This window comes from Natronobacterium haloterrestre, from assembly GCF_900112205.1.
In the GTDB taxonomy this organism is placed as follows: domain Archaea; phylum Halobacteriota; class Halobacteria; order Halobacteriales; family Natrialbaceae; genus Natronobacterium; species Natronobacterium haloterrestre.
Genome location: NZ_FOKW01000002.1, coordinates 225830 through 244782 on the forward strand (window position 1 = coordinate 225830; position 18953 = coordinate 244782).

General features: G+C 67.6%; 14 protein-coding genes. 8 read left to right on the forward strand and 6 right to left on the reverse strand.

What is annotated here, in order from left to right:
* Positions 1 to 136: 136 nt before the first annotated feature.
* Positions 137 to 1255: a tRNA (guanine(26)-N(2))-dimethyltransferase gene (locus BM113_RS05185; protein ID WP_089785976.1), complete on the forward strand. Its 1119-nt coding sequence runs from the start codon at positions 137 to 139 to the stop codon at positions 1253 to 1255.
* A gap of 78 nt (positions 1256 to 1333) precedes the next feature.
* Positions 1334 to 2731 carry a YihY/virulence factor BrkB family protein gene (locus tag BM113_RS05190; protein ID WP_089786453.1) on the forward strand — a complete coding sequence of 466 codons (1398 nt, stop codon included), beginning with the start codon at positions 1334 to 1336 and terminating at the stop codon, positions 2729 to 2731.
* Positions 2732 to 2887: 156 nt separating this feature from the next.
* Here the strand turns inward: BM113_RS05190 and glnA are convergent, their stop codons facing one another.
* Positions 2888 to 4243 (reverse strand): type I glutamate--ammonia ligase, encoded by a 1356-nt coding sequence (glnA, locus tag BM113_RS05195; RefSeq protein ID WP_089785978.1) that lies wholly within the window; start codon positions 4241 to 4243, stop codon positions 2888 to 2890.
* Between the two features lie 126 nt (positions 4244 to 4369).
* Here glnA and lrp point away from each other — a divergent pair, with 126 nt between their 5' ends.
* Complete coding sequence (gene lrp, locus BM113_RS05200) at positions 4370 to 4831, forward strand: HTH-type transcriptional regulator Lrp (RefSeq protein WP_007140182.1); 462 nt, start codon at positions 4370 to 4372, stop codon at positions 4829 to 4831.
* A 40-nt stretch (positions 4832 to 4871) separates the two neighbouring features.
* Here lrp and BM113_RS05205 read toward each other — a convergent pair whose 3' ends face one another.
* The 3 genes from BM113_RS05205 to thsB all read right to left on the reverse strand — a co-directional run bounded on the left by BM113_RS05205 (position 4872) and on the right by thsB (position 9145).
* Positions 4872 to 6791, reverse strand: a complete 1920-nt coding sequence (locus tag BM113_RS05205; protein ID WP_089785980.1) for an ABC transporter ATP-binding protein — start codon at positions 6789 to 6791, stop codon at positions 4872 to 4874.
* An 83-nt stretch (positions 6792 to 6874) separates the two neighbouring features.
* Positions 6875 to 7018 carry a hypothetical protein gene (locus tag BM113_RS22210; protein WP_177209103.1) on the reverse strand — a complete coding sequence of 48 codons (144 nt, stop codon included), beginning with the start codon at positions 7016 to 7018 and terminating at the stop codon, positions 6875 to 6877.
* Positions 7019 to 7489: 471 nt separating this feature from the next.
* Positions 7490 to 9145, reverse strand: a complete 1656-nt coding sequence (gene thsB / locus BM113_RS05215) for a thermosome subunit beta (protein WP_089785984.1) — start codon at positions 9143 to 9145, stop codon at positions 7490 to 7492.
* Between the two features lie 270 nt (positions 9146 to 9415).
* Between thsB and BM113_RS05220 the strand changes: the two genes are divergently transcribed.
* From BM113_RS05220 to BM113_RS05240, 5 genes are all read left to right on the forward strand, one after another.
* Entirely contained in the window at positions 9416 to 10345 is a 930-nt protein-coding gene (locus tag BM113_RS05220; RefSeq protein ID WP_089785986.1) for an NAD-dependent epimerase/dehydratase family protein, read from the forward strand.
* 102 nt (positions 10346 to 10447) lie between these two features.
* On the forward strand, positions 10448 to 11584 hold the full coding sequence (locus tag BM113_RS05225; protein WP_089785988.1) for a lysylphosphatidylglycerol synthase transmembrane domain-containing protein: 1137 nt from the start codon (positions 10448 to 10450) through the stop codon (positions 11582 to 11584).
* Between the two features lie 19 nt (positions 11585 to 11603).
* A complete protein-coding gene (locus tag BM113_RS05230; RefSeq protein WP_089785990.1) occupies positions 11604 to 12824 on the forward strand; it encodes an alpha-1 4-glucan-protein synthase in 1221 nt (406 codons plus the stop codon).
* A gap of 25 nt (positions 12825 to 12849) precedes the next feature.
* Positions 12850 to 13971, forward strand: coding sequence for an extracellular solute-binding protein (locus BM113_RS05235; protein ID WP_089785992.1), 1122 nt, complete (start codon positions 12850 to 12852; stop codon positions 13969 to 13971).
* A gap of 33 nt (positions 13972 to 14004) precedes the next feature.
* Complete coding sequence (locus tag BM113_RS05240) at positions 14005 to 16209, forward strand: ArnT family glycosyltransferase (RefSeq protein WP_089785994.1); 2205 nt, start codon at positions 14005 to 14007, stop codon at positions 16207 to 16209.
* Positions 16210 to 16433: 224 nt separating this feature from the next.
* Here BM113_RS05240 and BM113_RS05245 read toward each other — a convergent pair whose 3' ends face one another.
* A complete protein-coding gene (locus tag BM113_RS05245) occupies positions 16434 to 17102 on the reverse strand; it encodes a dolichyl-phosphate hexose transferase (RefSeq protein WP_245757992.1) in 669 nt (222 codons plus the stop codon).
* A 210-nt stretch (positions 17103 to 17312) separates the two neighbouring features.
* Entirely contained in the window at positions 17313 to 18941 is a 1629-nt protein-coding gene (locus BM113_RS05250) for a GMC family oxidoreductase (RefSeq protein ID WP_089785998.1), read from the reverse strand.
* Between the last annotated feature and the right edge of the window lie 12 nt (positions 18942 to 18953).

The window sequence follows — 18953 nt, forward strand, 5'->3', positions numbered from 1 at the left end:
CGATCGGGAACTGTGCATCGGTATCGGTAAACGATGGGCGTATGTCAACTATGAACGTTCGAGATCGTCGGGCCTGACCCCGGCGACGGGCAGCCGAGACCACGCCGTTTTTCGCCGTCCCCCGACGAGCGTAGGTATGCGCGTCACCGAGGGCGGGGTCGAACTCGAGGTCCCCGGCGAGCAGACCGAGGGAGTCGAGGAGTCGGTCTTCTACAATCCCAGACAGGAACTGAACCGCGACCTGACGATCGCGACGCTGCGGGCCTACCGCGACCGCGAGGACCGCGCCGAGTACTATCTCGACGCGATGGCGGCCAGCGGGATCCGCGGGGTCCGCGCCGCGGCCGACGGCTGGGACGTGACCTGCTGCGACGTCGAGGAGGAGGCCGTCGAACTGGCCCGCGAGAACCTCGAGCGCAACGGTTTCGACGAGGCGACCGTCGAACACCGCAACGTCAACGCCCTCATGCACGAGGAGGTGTTCGACGTGATCGACCTCGATCCGTACGGGACGCCGATGCCGTTCGCCGACGCGGCGTTCGCCAACTGCCGGGACCTCGTCTGCGTGACGGCGACCGACACCGCGCCGCTGTGTGGCGCTCACTTCAACAGCGGGGTCCGGTCGTACTCCGCCGTCCCCCGGAACACCGACTACCACCCCGAGATGGGCGTCCGGATCCTGCTGTCGGCGCTCGCCCGCAGCGCCGCGCGGTTCGACGTCGGCGTCACCCCCCTGCTGACCCACGCCACCAGCCACTACGTCCGGACCTACCTCGAACTCGAGCACCGGGCGACCGCCGCGGACGCCGCGGTCGACGAACTGGGGTACGTCTATCACTGCGAGGACTGCACCTATCGCGAGACCGAACCCGGGATGATCGCCGACCCGCTCGAGCGCTGTCCCCACTGTGACGGCGAGCGGTTGCTGACGGCGGGACCGGTCTGGCTCGGGCCGGTTCGCGACCGCGAGTTCGTCGCTTCGGTACGCGAGGAGATCCCGGACTCGTTCGGGACCGCCGAGAAAGCGCGGGACCTCTGCGGGACGCTCGAGGACGAACTCGACGAGCCGACCCACTACGACCAGCACAAACTCTGTCGCAACTGGGGGCTGCCCGCCAACGCGATGGACGAGTTCCTCGCGGACCTCCGGGACGCCGGGTACGAGGCCTCGCGGGCTCACTACGGCGGGACGACGTTCAAGACGGATGCGAGCGTCGGCGAGATCCGCGAGGCGACCGAGGACCGCCTTGTCTGACGGACCCCGACTTCGGTTTCTAGTTCCCCGTTCGCGACGGAGCCTGCCTATTAGTCCGTGCGCGCCGTCAGTTCGTACGTGCTCGATCACAGTTCGGGGCTCGAGTTCGCGACCCGTACCGTCCGGATCGCGCGCACCCAGCAGCTAACCCTGCTGGCCGCGGGGGTCGCGTTCTACGGGTTCGTTTCGCTGGTACCGCTCGCGCTGCTCGGGATCGGGATCGCCGCTTCGATCGGGGGTGAGGCACTCGCAATGCGACTCACGACGGCCGCAAACGACGTGCTCACTCCGGCAGCCCAGGAGCTGCTGGCCGAGACCGTCCTCGACGAGACCGGACGACGCAGCGCGACGGTCGCCGGCGCGCTCGGCCTGCTGTGGGGCGGTACCCGTGCGCTCCGGGGGCTCGACCGCGCGTTTTCGGCGATCTACGGGACGGTGGCCACGAAGTCGCTGCTGGACGCGTTCTGGAACTCGACGATCGCCTTCCTCGCGATCTCGATCGGACTCGCGGCGGTCGGCGCTCTCGAGGTGTTGATCCGCCTCGTCCCGATCCTCCGGATCGGCATCCTCGGTCACGTATTCGTGATTCTCGGGCTGGTCGCGGCGTTCTTTCCGCTGTACGTGCTCTTCCCTGGCGCGGACGTCGGGTACCGCGAGGCGCTGCCGGGAACGCTGTTCGCGGCGATCGGCTGGTTCGTACTGAGCCGGACGTTCTCGCTGTACACCAACTTGGCGGGGGAGTACACGGTGTACGGCGCGCTCGGGGCCGTCTTCTTCGTGCTCGTCTGGCTGTACGTCGGCGCACTTCTCCTGATCCTCGGGGCGATCGGCAACGCCGTGCTTGCCGACCGTGAAGTGGATCGGCAGCTACAAAGTCCCGGCGCTCGACAGGTCCCAACAGGAGCGATGACCGACGACGCCACGGGTGCGGACGACGGGACCGCGGAGGACGCCGGTAGCGGGAACGGGACGAACGGTGTCGACGGGGAGGACCGCGAGGATATCGGCGTCGATGCCGATCGTGGCGCCGCGACGACCGGCACCGGCACCGGCACAGGTACGGGCACGGGTACGGCCACGGCCACCGCCCGAACCCGGGACCGATCGGCCGACGCCGCGGCGCTTCGAGAGGAGATCGAACGGCTCCGGGACCGCGTCGACTCGTTCGAGTCCGACGTCGAGTCCCGCACCGTCGAGAAGTCCTCGCTCGAGGGCGAACTCAAACGCTACGTTCGCCGCCGGATCCGCCGCGGGCACGCCCGCGACTGGGGGCCGTACCTCGTCCTGCTGTACGGTACCGCGATGACCATCGCGGCGTTTTACTTCCTCCAGGGTGGGTGGGCGATCCTGGCGATGTTCGTCGTCTGGACGTCCACGCTGGGGCTTTACGTCCTGTTCGTGTTGTTCAGCGCGGGGCTGTCCCTGCTGGGCGTTCCCGGTCGTCTGCGGGATCGCGTCGGCGACTGGCGGTCCTGATCGCACCCCCCGATCGGATCCCCTTCGGACGACGCCTCTTCCTTTCTACTCGAGACTCCTCGATGCCTTCCGTTTCGTCGATCCGGCAACGTGTAGCTTTGCTCGCGCGCCGAGAAAAGACGGCGAGGTCGGATGCCGACCGGAACCGGACGGCGTTCAGAACGTCTCGAGGTAGCGGTCGAGTTCCCACTGGGAGACGTCGACCAGGTACTCCTCGAACTCCTGGCGCTTGGCCTCGACGAACTTCGGCGCGACGTGGTCGCCGAGCGCGTCGTAGACGACCTCGTCCTCCTCGAGGGCGTCGACGGCGTCTCCGAGGTTCGAGGGCAGCGTGTCGATGCCGTACTCCTCGCGTTTCCGTTCGTCGAACTCGTAGATGTTCTCGCGGACGGGGTCCGGACACTCGAGGTCGTTCTCGATGCCGTCGAGGCCGGCGTGGATCATGGTCGCGATGGCGAGGTAGGGGTTACACGACGGGTCGGGCGAACGCAGTTCGATGCGACTCGCCGCCGGAATGCGAGCGGCGGGCTTGCGGATCAGCGACGAGCGGTTGCGGTCCGACCAGGCGACGTACACCGGCGCCTCGTAGCCGGGCACCAGGCGCTTGTAGCTGTTTACGGTCGGGTTCGCGACCGCCGTGATCGCCGGCGCGTGCTCGAGGACGCCCGCGAGGAACGAGCGGGCGGTCTCCGAGAGGTCGAACTCGTCGTCCTCGTCGTGGAAGGCGTTCTCGCCGTCCTCGGTGAAAAGCGAGATGTGGGTGTGCATCCCCGAACCGTTGATCTTCGGGATCGGCTTGGGCATGAACGTCGCGTGGTAGCCGTGTTCGGCGGCGATGGCGCGGACGACGGTGCGGAAGGTGGCGACGTTGTCCGCGGTCGCCAGCGCGTCGTCGTAGGTGAAGTTGATCTCGTGTTGGCCCTCCGCGACCTCGTGGTGGCTGGCCTCGACCTCGAAGCCCATCTCCTCGAGGCCGTAGATGATGTCCCGGCGAACGTCGCTCGCGAGGTCCTTCGGCGCGAGGTCGAAGTAGCCGCCGGCGTCGTTGGTCTCGGTCGTCGCACGGCCCTCCTCGTCCTCCTCGAAGAGGAAGAACTCGGGTTCCGGCGCGGCGTTGACCGTGTACCCCATCTCCTCGGCCCGCTCGAGGGCTCGTTTGAGGACGTACCGCGGATCGCCCTCGAACGGTTCGCCGGAGGAGGTGTCGTAGACGTCACAGATCATTCGGGCCGAGCAGCCGTCCTCGCGGTCCCGCCAGGGGAGGATCGCGAACGTGTCCGGGTCCGGAACCAGACGCATGTCCGACTCCTGGATGCGGACGAACCCTTCGATCGACGAGCCGTCGAAGTAGATCCCCTCGCGGAACGCCTTCTCGGCCTGGCGGGCCGGCACCGAGACGTTCTTGACGGTGCCCAGAATGTCGGTAAACTGCAGACGGAGGAAATCGATCTCCTTCTCCTCGATTTCGTCGAGTACCGCCTGTTCGGCGGCACTGATGTTTCCGCTTGTCATCCGTATTGTCGTGGTACCCTCGTATCTCGCCTACTAAAACCCTGCTGCTCTGAGCAAATCTTCCCTTCCCAACAAGGAATTGCATATTCGTAAACTTCTAAAGGGTAGCATGAGTCGTTACAGTTGATGACGTACGAAAATCTCGATGCAAAACTAGTGAATGCACTTCTCGGCGACGGCCGTGCGAGCCTTCGCAGCCTCGCCGAGGAGCTGGACGTCTCCGTCACCACCGTCTCCAACCACCTCTCGGATCTCGAGGAGGAGGGCGTCATCGAGGGATACACGCCGCGACTCGACTACGACGCCGTCGGGTACGACGTCACCGCCGTCATCCAGTTGCAGGTCGAGGGGAACGCGCTCCCGGACATCACGGACACGCTGCGCGATCACCGCCAGATGATCTCGGTGTACGAGGTCACCGGCGACTACGACGTGATCGCGATCGGGAAGTTCAAAGATACGGACGGGATGAACGACCAGATCAAGGAACTCCTGACGGATCCGGACATCAAGGCCTCGAACACGAGCGTCGTCCTCAACGCCGTCAGTGAGAACGAGCAGTTCGAACTCGACGTCGAGGATACCTGAACTTCCGGTTTTGCGGTCGCTTTCGTTCCCGCTCTCGCTCTCAGTCGTCGTCGCCGACGAGCCGTTCGGCCGCCGAATCACGGTCGCCGGCCTGGGCGCGCCACAACGTCGCGTATCTCCCGTCTCGCTCGAGTAACTCCTCGTGCGTGCCGCGTTCGACGATCTCGCCGTCGGCCATCACGAGGATCGTATCGGCGTCCTTGACCGTCGACAGGCGGTGAGCGATCGCCAGCGTCGTCCGGTCCTCGGTGAGCCGATCGATCGACCGCTGGATCAGCAGTTCGGTCTTCGTGTCGACGGCGCTGGTCGCCTCGTCCAGGATCAACACCTCGGGATCGGCCAGCACCGTCCGCGCGAGCGCGATCCGCTGGCGCTGGCCGCCCGAGAGTTTGACGCCGCGCTCGCCGACGCGCGTCTCGTAGCCGTCCTCGAGGTCGGTGACGAACTCGTGGGCCTGCGCGGCCTTCGCGGCCTCGCGGACGGCCTCGTCGGAGGCGTCGAACTGTCCGTAGCGGATGTTGTCCGCGATCGTCCCGTCGAAGAGGAACGTGTCCTGGCTGACGTAGCCGACCGCCGACCGGAGGTCGGCCAGCGCGACGTTCCGGACGTCGTGGCCGTCGATCCGCACCGACCCTTCGTCGACATCGTACAGCCGCAACAGCAGTTTCAGGAGCGTCGACTTGCCCGCGCCCGTCGGGCCGACCAGCGCGACCGTCTCGCCGGGTTCGGCTTCGAAGGAGACGTCCTCGATGACGGGCTCCTCGAACGCCCTGTCGTCGGTCGCACGCACCCTGTCGGCGTAGCTGAACGAGACGCCCTCGTAGGTGACTCGCCCCGCGACCGGCTCGAGGTCGACCGGCTCCTCGGCGTCGTCGACGTGGACCGGGATGTCCATCAGCCCGAAGATCCGCTCGCTCGAGGCCTTGGCGTTCTCGTACTGGTCGACGATGTTCGACACCTCCGCGAGCGGGTCGACGATCCGCTGGGTCAGCGTCAGGAAGACGACGAAGTCCCCGACCGACAGCGTGCCGGTGAACGGCCCCGGCGCGGTTCCCGTCGTGAGCCAGAGCCCGCCGACGAGGAAGGTCGCGACGAATGAGACGCCGGCGAGCAGTTCCATCCCGGGCCGGTAGAAGTAACTCAGTTTGAGCACGTCCATCGTCCGCTCGAACATGGTCATCGAGGAGTCGCTGACCCGGTCGGCCTCGTACGCCTCGCTCGAGGTGGTCTTCGTCAGCCCCATCCCGGCGATGGCGTTCTCGAGGCGGGTGTTGAGTCGGCCGACGGCCGAGCGCTGGCGGACGTACCGCGGTTCGACGGCGCGCATGAACCAGATCGTAAAGGCGACCATCGCCGGCACCGCAAACAGCGTGACGACGGCGAGTTGCCAGTTCAGGTAGAAGAGGACGGCCGCGATGCCGCCGACCATCACGACGAGTCGCGCGGAGTTCATCAGGGCGTTGTCCAGGAACCGTTCCAGGTTCTGCGTGTCGTTGTTGAGGACGGCCATGACCTCCCCGGTCTGTTTCTCGTCGAAGAAGGACATGTCCAGTCGCTGCATCTTCCGGAAAGAATCGACCCGGACGGTGTGCATCACGCTGTGGGCGAACAGGTTGGCCGTGACGCCGTAGATCCACGTGAAGACTGCCGTCGCGAGGAACGCGACGGCGACCGCCCCGACCGCGAACCAGAACTGGGGGAGTTCGCCGGCCGGCAGCCAGGCTGCGGGGACGAGCGGCAACTCGAGCGTCTCCGACTCCCCGGTGAAGATCGCGTCGATGGCGGCCCCCAGCAGTATCGGAGGAACGAGACTCGCCATCCGGGCGAGGAAGTTCGCGACCATCCCGACGGTGAAGTAGCCCAGCCGGCCGGGCGCGTACTCGCGGAACAGCCTCGTCAGCGGTCGCTCGACGTCCTCGCGGTAGGCGTCGAACGGCGTCTCGTCGTCGGTGGCACTCACTGGCACGCCAGTTTCGTTTCGAAACGTAAGTCTCCGACGGTTCGCCGCAGTCGGTACGCTCGAGGGGACCGTTCAGAGGCGATTTAGCGGCGAACGTACAGAAGCGTCGCGCCGAGCGCGAGGAACAGCAGTCCCCACCACAGCGAGTCGCCGGGCAACACCTTGAGGACGAGCGTGACGATACCGGACGAGATCAGCGACCAGCCGAGCGTTGTCTGGAAGGCCATGGCCGGCGTACGACGGCGAGCACAAAAGATGGCGGGCTTGCCGGAGCGGGAGCTCGACTCGAGCGAATTCACGTAGCGATCGCGCCAAAACGGATACTTGCGTGTGATCGGCGCTGACAACTGTTCGGGTACTCCGTCGGCGAGCGAGCGGTTCGAAGAACTCGAGCAGAGTGCGGTTCGGAACTCGAAAGGCAGGGACCGCGGAACGCGAACGGGCGAAGCCCGTGAGACGCCGTTCACCGCGAGCGCCCGGGGTGCTCGCGGGCCGACGGGCGACCGAAAGCGCGGCGCGACGCGCCACCGAATCGCGAACGGCGTTAGCCGTTAGCCGTGAGCACGGGAGCGAGGGGGCTTTTGATCGAATTTCACCGACCGTCGGCGCGTCAGAGCGCAGGGCGAAATTTCGTTCGGCTCGCGGGTCGCGTACGCTCCCAGCTTGCATTGCGGAGGGCTTCGCTTCGCTCGGCCTCCTTACATCATGCCGCCCATGCCGCCGCCCATGCCGCCGCCCATGCCGCCGGCACCGGGGGCGCCACCTTCGTCGTCGCCCTTGTCGGTCGAGAGGTCGCCGGCGGAGATGATGTCGTCGATCTTGAGGACGAGGTTCGCGGCCTCGGAGGCGGAGCTGACGGCCTGTTCCTTGGCGTGGGCCGGCTCGACGACGCCGGCCTCGAAGGTGTCCTCGATGTCGCTCGAGAAGACGTTCAGGCCGGCCTTGACGTCGCCGTCCTCGTGGGCGGCGCGGAGGTCGACGAGCGTGTCGATGGAGTCGAGGCCGGCGTTCTCGGCGAGCACGCGGGGGACGAGCTCGAGCGAGTCGGCGAAGGCCTCGACGGCCAGCTGCTCGCGGCCGGAGACGGAGTCGGCGAAGTTACGGAGTCGCGAGGCGAGTTCGACCTCGATCGCGCCGCCGCCCGCGAGGACGCGGCCGTCGGAGACGGTCTGGGCGACGACGTCGAGCGCGTCGTTGACGCCGCGCTCGAGTTCGTCGACGACGTGGTCGGTCGAGCCGCGCAGCAGGAGGGTGACGCCGTGGGCGTCCTCGCCTTCGACGTAGAACAGCTCGTCTTCCTCGTCGCGGGTCACGTCGCCGTGGCCGAGGTCGTCGGCGTCGGCGCTCTCGAGGTCGGAGACGATCGCCGCGTCGACGACCTCCTGTAGGAACTCGAGGTCGGACTTCTTGGCGCGGCGGACGGCGAGGATGCCCTCCTTGGCGAGGTAGTGCTGAGCCAGGTCGTCGATACCCTTCTGGCAGAAGACGACGTCGGCCCCGAGGTCGGCGATGCGATCGACCTTCTCGCGGAGCTGCTGTTCCTCGCGGTCGAGGAACTTCTGGAGCTGGTCGGGGTCCGTAACGGAGACTTCGGTGTCTACGTCGGTCTCCTCGACCTCGATGGCCTCGTTCAGCAGCAGGACGTCGGCGTCCTCGGCCTCGACGGGCATGTTGTCGTGGACGGGGTCCTTGTCGACGATGCCGCCCTCGAGGAGGTCGGATTCGTCGACGCTGCGGCCCGTCTGGGTCTCGATGTTGAGGAACTCGAGGTCGACGACGTTCTCGCCCTCGTCGTTCTCGACGGTGACCGCGCGGACGGCGTCGACGATCAGCTGCGAGAGGTGCTCTTTGTTGACCTCGGCGCCCTTGCCGGTCATCGAGGTCTCGGCGGTCTTACGCAGGAGGTTCTCGTCGCTGGTGTCGATGTCGGTGGCGATGTCGTCGATCTCCTCGCGGGCCTGCTCGGAAGCGAGGTGGAAGCCCTTGATGATCGCCGTCGGGTGGATGTCCTGCTCGAGGAGGTCCTCGGCGTTTTTCAGCAGTTCGCCGGCGATCGCGACGGCCGTCGTGGTGCCGTCACCCGCCTCGTCCTCCTGGGTTTCGGCGACCTCGACGATCATCTCGGCCGTCGGGTTGTCGATGTCCATCTCCTCGAGGATGGTCACGCCGTCGTTGGTGATGGTCACCGACCCCATCGAGTCGACGAGCATCTTGTCCATCCCTTTCGGACCGAGGGTCGAGCGGACGGCCTCGGCGACCGCTCGCGCCGCCGAGATGTTGTAGTCCTGCGCGTCCTTGTCCTTGACGCGCTGGGAGTCCTCGCTCATTACGATCATCGGCTGTCCCTGCTGCATTCGCTGGCTCATAGTCAAGCGAACCATTGATTGTGCTTCTACATAAAAATAACGCTACACCGATACCGCATCCCCAGCCGGAAACTGAAGAGTTAGCTGAAAACCACGGTAATGCGGCCGGATGTTCGGGATTGAATGTGAATCGATACCACCCGATCGAGCGATCGATGCTCGGTTTCGACCCCTATTTTTAAGTAGTTGGGCGAGCGCCGGTCGTGAAACCCCGCGGGAGAGGACAAGGATTAACCACCCATCCGCGAATCCGTACGCATGATCGCCTCGGATCGACGCGTGCTCGTGACGGGCGGGGCCGGTTTCATCGGCTCTCACCTCGTCGAGCGACTGCTGGCTGAGGGCAGCGACGTAACGGTCGTCGACGACTGTTCGAACGGCGACGCCGACCGGGTCCCCGACGGAGTCGACTTCGTCGAGGCCGACCTGACCGAACCCGACGCGCTCGCGGGCCACCTCGAGGGCGTCGACCTCGTCTTCCACCTCGCGGCGTCGAAACACGTCGACACCGACCGCCCGCACGGACAGTTCGACGACAACACGCGGATGACCCGCAACCTCCTCGAGGCGATGGCCGACGCCGGCGTGACCGACCTCGCCTACACCTCCTCGTCGACGGTCTACGGCGAGGCCCCGCGGCCGACGCCGGAGGATTACGCCCCCCTCGAGCCGATCAGCGCCTACGGGGCGAGCAAACTCGCCGACGAGGGGCTGCTCTCCGCGCGGACCCACAGCCACGACCTGACGGTCTGGACCTTCCGGTTCGCGAACGTCGTCGGCCCGCGCCTTCGGGGTGCAGTCATCCCCGATTTCATCGAGAAACTCGAGGAGGATCCCGGGACGCTGACCATCCTCGGCGACGGCCGCCAGGAGAAGTCCTACCTCCACGTCGAGGACTGTCTCGACGCGATCCTCCACGCCATCGAACACGCAGACGACGCGATGAACACGTTCAACCTGGGTACGCGCACGACCACGTCGGTCGACCGGATCGCCGCCATCGTCGCCGACGAGATGGACCTCGATCCCGACTTCGAGTACACCGGCGGCGACCGCGGCTGGACCGGCGACGTCCCGAAGATGCGCCTCTCGATCGAGAAGCTCTCGGCACTCGGCTGGGAGCCGACGCTCTCGAGCGACGAGGCGGTGCGGCGAGCGACCCGCGAGATCCTCGCGGAACTCCGTTGATCGGATCAGTCGGTTGACCGAAAAGTCGACCGAGACGGACGGACGGCGACGATCGCACGAGTTTTAGGTGGGCTTAAATATCTGCGCTCGAGAGGGCGGAGTATGAACGACGGTGGCGAGCGCGACGGGTCAGGGGCCGACGAGGACGGATCGACAGGCGGGGGCATCGGTGCCGCCCTGACCCGCCGTCGGCTGACGATCGCCGGCACGATCCTCGTTCTCATCGGCCTGGCCGTCGCAGTTCGCGAGATCGACCTCGAGACGGTCGTCGCCGAGGTCGCGGGCGCGGACCCGCGGCTGCTCGCCGCCGCGATCGCCGTCTATCTCGTCTCGTGGCCGGTCCGCGGCCGGCGGTACGGCGACGTCCTCGCGGCGATGGGACGACGGGTCGGGACGCCGTTTCTCACCGCGGCGATCTTCGTGAGCCAGACCGCTAACCTCGCCGTTCCGGCGCGGGCCGGCGACGCGACGCGCGCGTACGTTGTCGCCCGGAAGGACGTCCCCTACACCGCCGGCTTCGCGTCGCTGACGGTCGAACGGCTCTTCGACCTGGCGACGATCGCCGCCCTCGCGGGGGTCGCGACCGGCTGGCTGGCGCTGCAGGGCGAGGCCGGGCCGCTCGACCTGGCGACGACCGGCGGTGCCCGGACCGCGCTCGTCGCCGCCTCGGCGGTCAGCACCGCGACCGTCGGCGTGGGGCTCGCGGTCGTCACCTCCGCCCGATCGGAGGTCGGGATCGCACCGTGGCTCCGTCGCCGCGTCGAGGGATCGCCGCGCCTCGAGGCGGCCCTCGATGCCCTGCTCGAGTTCGTCGCGGACGTCCAGCTCGTCGCCCGGAACCCGCGGGCGGCGCTGGCCGTCGGCGCGACCAGCCTGGTCGTGTGGCTGCTCGACGTGGTGACGGCCGTGCTCGTGCTCGCCGCGCTGGACAGCGGGCTCGCCGTCGGCTCCCTGCTCGCGGTCGGGACGCTCGCGGTCAGCGTCGGCAACCTCGCGAAGGTCCTGCCGCTGTCCCAGGGCGGCGTCGGGCTCTACGAGGCCGCGTTCACCGCGCTCGTGGTCGCGCTGACGCCGATCGGTGCGGGAACGGCACTCGCCGCGGCGATCGTCGACCACGCGCTGAAAAACGCGGTGACGCTGGTCGGCGGCGGCGTCTCGGTCGCCGCGCTCGGACTCTCCCTGTCCGAGGCCGCCGGCGACGCGTCCGGATCGGGGGATTCCGGCAACTTTTTAGGTTAGCCTAAAAAATGGCGGAGTAATGAGTCAGGACATCTGCGTCGTCGTTCCGACGATCCGCGAGTACGAATGCATGCGCTCGTACTTCGAGAACGCACGCGAGCACGGCTTCGACCTCTCGAGGCTGCACGTCGTCCTCGTGACCGAGGACTTCTGTGAGACCGACGAGATGGAACGGATGCTCGAGGAGGAGGACGTCTCGGGCGAGGTCTTCGACGGCTCCCGTCGCGAGGAGTGGTACGCCGAGCACGGCGTCGAGGAGTACGAACACGTCGTCCCGGCGGCGAGCCACGCCGAGACGAGCTTCGGGCTGTTGTACATGTGGGCAAACGACGAGTTCGAGTACGGCTTCTTCATCGACGACGACACCCTCCCGAATCCCGAGGAGGACTTCTTCGGCACGCACATGGAGAACCTCGCGTTCGAGGGCGAGATCGAGTCGGTCTCCTCGGACGAGAACTGGGTGAACGTCCTCTACCAGAACGCCGATGAACACGGCCTCTACCCGCGGGGCTACCCCTACTCGGCGATGGACGAGACCGTCGAGACCGGCACGACCGAAATCGAGGGCGGGCAGGTCGTCGCCTCGCAGGGCCTGTGGACCAACGTCCCCGACCTGGACGCCGTTCGCATCCTCATGGACGGCGACCTCGAGGGGCAGGCCCAGACGCGCACGACGGCAGACGACTTCGGCGAGGATTTCGTCGCCGAGCGGGGTAACTACCTCACCGTCTGCTCGATGAACCTCGCCTTCCGCCGCGAGGTGATCCCCGCGTTCTACCAGCTTCCGATGGACGACAACGAGTGGAACGTCGGCCGGTTCGACGACATCTGGTCGGGCGTGTTCCTCAAGCGAGCCTGCGACGTCCTCGGCAAGCGCATCTACAACGGCGCGCCGCTCTGTGAACACAACAAGGCGCCACGCAGCACCTTCGACGACCTCAACAACGAGGTGCCAGGGCTCGAGTTGAACGAGCACCTCTGGCGGATCATCGACAGCGTGGAACCGGAGGTTCCACGGGCCGCTCAGCCGGCGGAGCCGTCTGAGGACGATGCGGGCGAAGACGCCGACTCCTACGCCGAGGTCTTCGAGGCGATGGCCCACGAACTCGCCGACGGCGACTGGGAGGAGTACAACAACGGAGCGTTCTTCAACTACGTCGGGGAACACATGCTCGACTGGCTCGAGTGCCTCGAGGCGCTCGACCGACCCGTCGCCGTTGCCGGGAATCGACGCCTATAAGTGTATTTAGGCGAGCCTAAACCATATGACTCGAGATCACGACGCGACGGGTCGGCGGGCCTTCCTCGCCGGCTCGGCCGCGCTCGGTACGGCAGGCCTGGCCGGGTGTACAGGCCTCATCGGTGGCGAGGACGAGGAGACCGAGTCGTCGGTCTTCGGCCAGATCGGCTCCGGCCGCGCGGGCCGACCCGAACCCGAAGGGACGAAGATCGAAGACCTGCCCGACCTCGAGGGCGAACTCCACGTCTACTCCGGTCGCGGCGAGTTCCTCGTCGGCACGCTGCTCGACGACCTCGAGGAGTACTACGAGGACTTCACGATCGAGCCCCGCTACGGCAACTCCTCCGAACTGGTCAACCAGATCGCCGAAGAGGGCGACGGGACGCCCGCCGACGTCTTCTACACCGTCGACGCGGCCGCGCTCGGCGCGCTGGCCGACGAGGGTCGGTCCCGGGAACTGTCCGACGACGTCCTCGAGATGGTCCGTGAGGAGTTCCGGACCGACAACTGGATCGGTACGTCCGGGCGCGCTCGAACGGTGCCGTACAACACCGACGCCCTCTCCGAAGACGACATGCCCGACGACATCCAGGCGTACACCGACTTCGACGGCGACCTCGGCTGGGCGCCGTCCTACGGCTCCTGCCAGGGGTTCGTCACCGCGATGCGGCTGCTCGAGGGCGAGGAGACTACCCGCGAGTGGCTCGAGGGAGTCACCGAGTCGGGCATCACCGACTACAACGACGAGTTCGCGGTCTGTCAGGCGATCGCCGACGGCGAGATCGACGCCGGCTTCACGAACCACTACTACATCCAGCGCGTTCTCGACGGCTCGCCGGACGCCCCCATCGCCACCTCGTTCACGGAGGGTGACGCCGGCGCTGTCTTCGACGTCGCCGGCGCGGCCGTCACCGACGCCGCGGACGATCCCGAACTCGCCGAGAACTTCATTCGCCACCTCCTCTCGGCCCAGGCCCAGGAGTACTTCGCCACCGAGACCTTCGAGTACCCGCTGATCCCCGACGTCGAACCGGTGGGCGAACTGCCGACGATCGACGAACTCGACGTCCCGGACCTCGACCTCTCGCGGCTGTCGGAACTCGAGCCGACGATCGACCTCATGCGAGAGGTCGGTATCGACACCTGATCGACGCCTGACTGCCGATCCCCTTCTCCCGTAATGTCCGATCGCCTTCTTCGTCTCCTCTCGCGTCCGATCCGGAGCGATCGCGTCGATCGGCCCACCCTGTACGCGTTCTGTATCGCCGCCCTCGCCGGCGCGGCCGTCTTCGTTGTCGCGACACAGCTGTTTCCCTACCACTCGAGCAACGACGACGAGGCGGTCTATCTCATGCAGGCCGCCATGCTACTCGAGGGGCAACTCGAGCTGTACGTCGGCGACCTCGTCGACGCGTTCCGGCCCTGGTTCTTCGTCGAGGACGGCGGCCGGCTCTACCCGAAGTACTCGCCGGTGCCCGCGGCGATGTACGCCGCCACGATGGCCGTCTTCGGCGAGCCCCGCGTGACGCTCGCGATCGTCGCGGCGGGCAACGCGGCACTCACGTACGTTCTGGGATCGCAGGTCTTCGACCGACGGGTGGGCGTCGTCGCCGCCGCGCTCTTCGCGGCCTCCCCGCTTGCACTGCTGACCTCGTCGGTCTTTCTCCCGTACGCGCCGACGACGCTCTTCAATCTCGCGTTCGCCGTCGCGTACCTGCGAGGCGTCCGCACCGGGCGGCTCCGCGACGCGGCGCTCGCGGGCGTCGCGATCGGGCTGGCCTTCTTCGCCAGGCCCTACACCGCCGTCCTGTTTGCCGCGCCGTTCATCGGACACGCGCTGTGGCAGGTGACCGGCTCGCTTCGCCGGGAGTGGGACGGGACGGTCGCGCTCCGGGCGCTGCCGGATCCGGTCCGGCGACACGCCGTCACCGGGCTGTTCGGGCTGGCCTTCGTCGGCCTGACGCTCGCGTACAACGCCCGCGTAACCGGCTCGCCGCTGCTCTTTCCCTACGAGGCGTTCGCGCCGCTGGACGGTCCCGGCTTCGGCTACCGCGAGATCCAGGGTCACTCGATCGAGTACACGCCGGCCCTGGCGCTCGAGGCCAACGGTTACGTCCTCTGGTACTTCGCGACACGGTGGTTCGTCGCGGGGCCGATCGGGACGCTCGCGGCGCTGGCCGGTCTCGTGCTCGCGCTGAGACGGTGGGCCCCGTCGACGTCGGGCCTCGAGCGGACGCTCGACGGGGACCGAACCGCCGGGATCCTCCTGGCCGCCCTGTTCGTCACCGTCCCGCTCGGCAACCTCGCGTTCTGGGGCAACTTCAACGTCCTCGCGACGATGAACGACCCGACGAACGGGCTGATCTCGCAGTTCGGCCCCTTCTACCACTTCGACCTGCTCGCGCCGCTGTCGATCTTCGCCGCGTTCGGCTTCGTCGCGGGCTGGCGACGCCTCCGCGACGCGGCGATCCGTGAGCGGATCCCGGAACCGACCGCGCGGAACGCTCGCCGCCTCGCGCTCGCCGCCCTCGTCACCAGCGCCCTCGTCGTCGGGGGCGTCAACGCCGCCCTGCTCGCCGGGCCGGTCGAACGCAACGCGGCTCACACCGAGCGGTACGAGACGGCCTACGAACCGTTCGAGCAACGGGACGTCGAGAACGCGCTCGTCTTCCTGCCGACGCCGTACGGCCAGTGGCAGGGCCACCCCTTCCAGGCGCTTCGCAACGATCCCGGCCTCGACGGCGAGGCCGTCTACGCCCTCGAGGGCGACCCCGAACACGACTTCGCGGTGCTCGAGGCCTATCCCGACCGGGACTACTACCGCTATGACTACCGCGGCGAGTGGACGGCCGGGCCGGACGAACCCGTGATCCCGAAACTCGAGCCGCTCGAGGTCCGGGAGGGCGAAACCCTCGCCGGCGAGACGGTCGTCGGCGTCCCGGATCGAGTCTCCCGGGCGTCGATCCGCCTCGCGAGCAACGGCTCGACGGCCTGGCACACCGTCGACGACCCGGGCGATTCGCTCGCCGTCGACTGGGAACTGCGGGCCGGGGCCGGCGACGCGACCGACAACGGCACCGCGCCGGCCGTCGCCTCCCTCGACGTGCCGGACGAGGGAAGCGCGGCCCCCTCGGTGGCGCTCGAGGAGACGGACGAGGTAGTCCTGACGATCACGCTCGTCCAGTCCGACGGAGGGACGTTCACCTACCGCCAGGCGACGACCGTCCGGGCGACCGACGACGGGATTGCCGCCGTCTGGCCCCCCGAACGGACCGGTTGCCGACTGGTCACCGAGTGCGGGCGCGAGGGCACGTACCTGCCCGATCGGCCGGACGTCCACCCCGAGTGGGAGCGGTTCGAGACGCGACTCGAGCCGGCGGACTGATCCGGTCTGCGGTACGATTTTCCGGCCTGACCGGGAAAGTTCGCGGTCGGCAACACGTAGTTCGCACGAGAACCGATCACCGAACCAATACTTTACGTGTCGGCGTGCGTAGTCGGTCGCATGACCGATGCCGGGTCCGAGCGCTCGACCGACGACGACGAGGAGGAGAGTTCAGGCTGGTTCGATATCGTGCTCGACGTCGTCCTCGAGTCGCTCGGGTTCTTCTAGTCCGTCCGGTGTGGTAGCTCCCGAAGCCGCTCCTCGAGCGCGACCTTGACGATCGAGCGGCCGATCTCGAGGCCGCCCTGGATCGGGTCGAGCTTGGTTTCGCCGGCGCGCTCGCGGTACTCGATCGGGTGTTCGCGGATATCGTAGCCGCGCATCAGCGGCCGGATCAGGAGCTCGGCCGAGAGACCGGTGTTTTCGGTCCACTCGATCGACTCGACGACCTCGCGGCGGTAGGCGCGCATCCCCGTCGTGGTGTCGTGCACACGGGTCCCCATCAGGACGCTCGCGACCGCCGCGAAGAGGTGGTTGCCAAGCCGATTGAACGCGGGCATCGCCTCCGCGCCGTGGTAGAGCCGGTCGCCGCTGACCACGTCGTACCCCCGGTTGATCAACTCGAGGAACTCCGGAAGCTGTTCCATCGGGTAGGTGTCGTCACAGTCGGCCGTGACGACGATCGGCCGGTCGGGTTCTAAGATCGCCGCGCGGACGGCGACGCCGTACCCCTGGGGCTCCTGTTCGATCACGGTCGCGCCGTGCTCGCGGGCGATCTCGGGCGTGCGGTCCGAGGAGCCGTCGACGCAGACGACCTCCGCTTTCCCGTCCGTGATCTCCTCGACGTCCGACAGCACGGTGCCGATGGCTTCCTCCTCGTTGTACGTTCCCATGACGACGCTGACGTCCTCGAACGTGAACCGGTCGCTGCCGGCCCCGTCGATCGCCTCGGGCGTCGATCCGTCCGCGTCGCTTGCGTCTTCGTCTGTCGGTGCGATAGCGTCCCGCGTTCCGTCCCCGCCTGTCGTGTCCGTACTACTCATTGGCGGTACTCTCGTCCGGTCGCACTTAGGTTTTTAGGTTTGCCTAAAACAGGTCGGCGGTCAGACCGATTCGAGGACGTGATCCGTCGCCTTCAGTGCCAGCGTGGCGATCGTCAGCGTCGGGTTCATCGCCCCACCGGTCGGGAAGACGGAACTCGAGGCGATCCAGCAGTTCTCGAGGTCGTGGGTCCGCAGGTCGGGACCGACGACGCTCTCCGTCGGGTCCGTTCCCATCCGCGTCGTCCCCATGTGGTGGTAGGCCGGGCCGGTGTCCTCGGGTCCGACCTGCCAGGTGATCTCCGCGCCCAGTTCCTCGAGGAGTTCCCGCTGGATCTCGTTGACGCGTTCGATGGTCCGCAGCGCCCGGTCGCCCACGTTCCAGTGGACGTCCGGCACCGGATTGCCGCGGTCGTCGGTGCGGTCGTAGTCGAGCGCGACGTAGCTGTCCTCGCGGGGGAGTTGCTCGACCAGCGCCCCCAGGCCGACGTGGTTCCCGTACTCCGACCGGAGCCGCTCGAGCAGGTCGTCGCCCCAGTCGTCGCCGGAAAGCGCCATCTCGACCGGCGAGGGGCCGTCGTAGTTGAAGAACTCGAGTTTGAACGGCGCGAACTCCGCGTCGGCCCCGTCGTAGAACTGGTGGGACTCGCTGGTGAGGAAGCCGACGTGGTTCTGTCGCGTCGGTTCGTCGAGCAGGCCGCCCATCCCCGCGAAGAGGTGGTCCATGAAGTACCGCCCGACCAGGCCGCTCGAGTTCGCGAGCCCGTCGGGGTAGTGGCTCGACTCCGAGAGCAACAGCAGACGCGGGGTTTCGACGCCGCCGCAGGCGATCACGAAGGCGTCGGCCGCCTGGCGGTACTCTCCGTCGGGCGTCGCGTAGACGGCCGCGTCGATCGCGTCCGGCCCGTGCTCGAGTCGCTGGACGGGCGCGCGGTCGATCACGGTCGCGCCCTTGCTCTCGGCCCGCTCGACGTGGACCGTCGCGTCGTACTTCGCGCCGGAGGGACAGACCGGCTGGCAGGTGCCGTAGCCGACGCAGGCGCTCCGGTCGTCGTAGGGCTCGGAGTTGCGGGCGTTGGGGACCGAGTGCATCTCGATCCCGAGTTCGTCGCAGGCCTCGGCGAACAGCCCGTCGCTGTAGGACGGCGGGAACGCCTCCATCGGGAACGGCTCCTCGCGGGGCGGCGCGAACGGGTTGTCCTCGCCGCCGGCGACGCCGAGTTCCCGCTCGGCCTCGGCGTAGTAGGGACGGAGGTCGTCGTACTCGAGGGGCCAGTCGACGCCGACGCCCCGGGCCGTCTCGGAGCGGAAGTCGTCCTCGTGCAGGCGCATCACCATCCCCTGCCAGTGCAGCGTCGAGCCGCCGACACCTTTCACGCGGGCGTGGTTGAGCGGATAGAACCACTCGCCGCTCGCCGAGTGGGCGTCCCGCTCGGGGTCGCCGTCCCAGACGTCCGGCCGGTCGTATGCGGGCCGGATCGCACGCTCCTGCCGGGCGAGCCTGTCGTCGAAATCGAAGCGCGGCCCCGCCTCGAGGACGACGACTTCCCGGCCGGCCTGGGCGAGTCGCTCCGCGACGATGCCGCCGGCCGGTCCCGCGCCGATCACGCAGACATCGGCGTCCTCGACGGGCGAGCGGTCGGCCGCGCCGTCGGCGGGGCTTGCGGATTCGGCCGGGGGTCGCCCGCTCATGCGTTCACCCCC

Excerpts from the sequence above, each read along its gene's own strand:
- BM113_RS05185 (WP_089785976.1), top strand. The coding sequence starts at position 137 with ATGCGCGTCACCGAGGGCGGGGTCGAACTCGAGGTCCCCGGCGAGCAG.
- glnA (WP_089785978.1), bottom strand. The coding sequence starts at position 4,243 with ATGACAAGCGGAAACATCAGTGCCGCCGAACAGGCGGTACTCGACGAA.
- lrp (WP_007140182.1), top strand. The coding sequence starts at position 4,370 with ATGACGTACGAAAATCTCGATGCAAAACTAGTGAATGCACTTCTCGGC.
- BM113_RS22210 (WP_177209103.1), bottom strand. The coding sequence starts at position 7,018 with ATGGCCTTCCAGACAACGCTCGGCTGGTCGCTGATCTCGTCCGGTATC.
- thsB (WP_089785984.1), bottom strand. The coding sequence starts at position 9,145 with ATGCAGCAGGGACAGCCGATGATCGTAATGAGCGAGGACTCCCAGCGC.
- BM113_RS05220 (WP_089785986.1), top strand. The coding sequence starts at position 9,416 with ATGATCGCCTCGGATCGACGCGTGCTCGTGACGGGCGGGGCCGGTTTC.
- BM113_RS05225 (WP_089785988.1), top strand. The coding sequence starts at position 10,448 with ATGAACGACGGTGGCGAGCGCGACGGGTCAGGGGCCGACGAGGACGGA.
- BM113_RS05230 (WP_089785990.1), top strand. The coding sequence starts at position 11,604 with ATGAGTCAGGACATCTGCGTCGTCGTTCCGACGATCCGCGAGTACGAA.
- BM113_RS05235 (WP_089785992.1), top strand. The coding sequence starts at position 12,850 with ATGACTCGAGATCACGACGCGACGGGTCGGCGGGCCTTCCTCGCCGGC.
- BM113_RS05240 (WP_089785994.1), top strand. The coding sequence starts at position 14,005 with ATGTCCGATCGCCTTCTTCGTCTCCTCTCGCGTCCGATCCGGAGCGAT.
- BM113_RS05245 (WP_245757992.1), bottom strand. The coding sequence starts at position 17,102 with ATGGGAACGTACAACGAGGAGGAAGCCATCGGCACCGTGCTGTCGGAC.
- BM113_RS05250 (WP_089785998.1), bottom strand. The coding sequence starts at position 18,941 with ATGAGCGGGCGACCCCCGGCCGAATCCGCAAGCCCCGCCGACGGCGCG.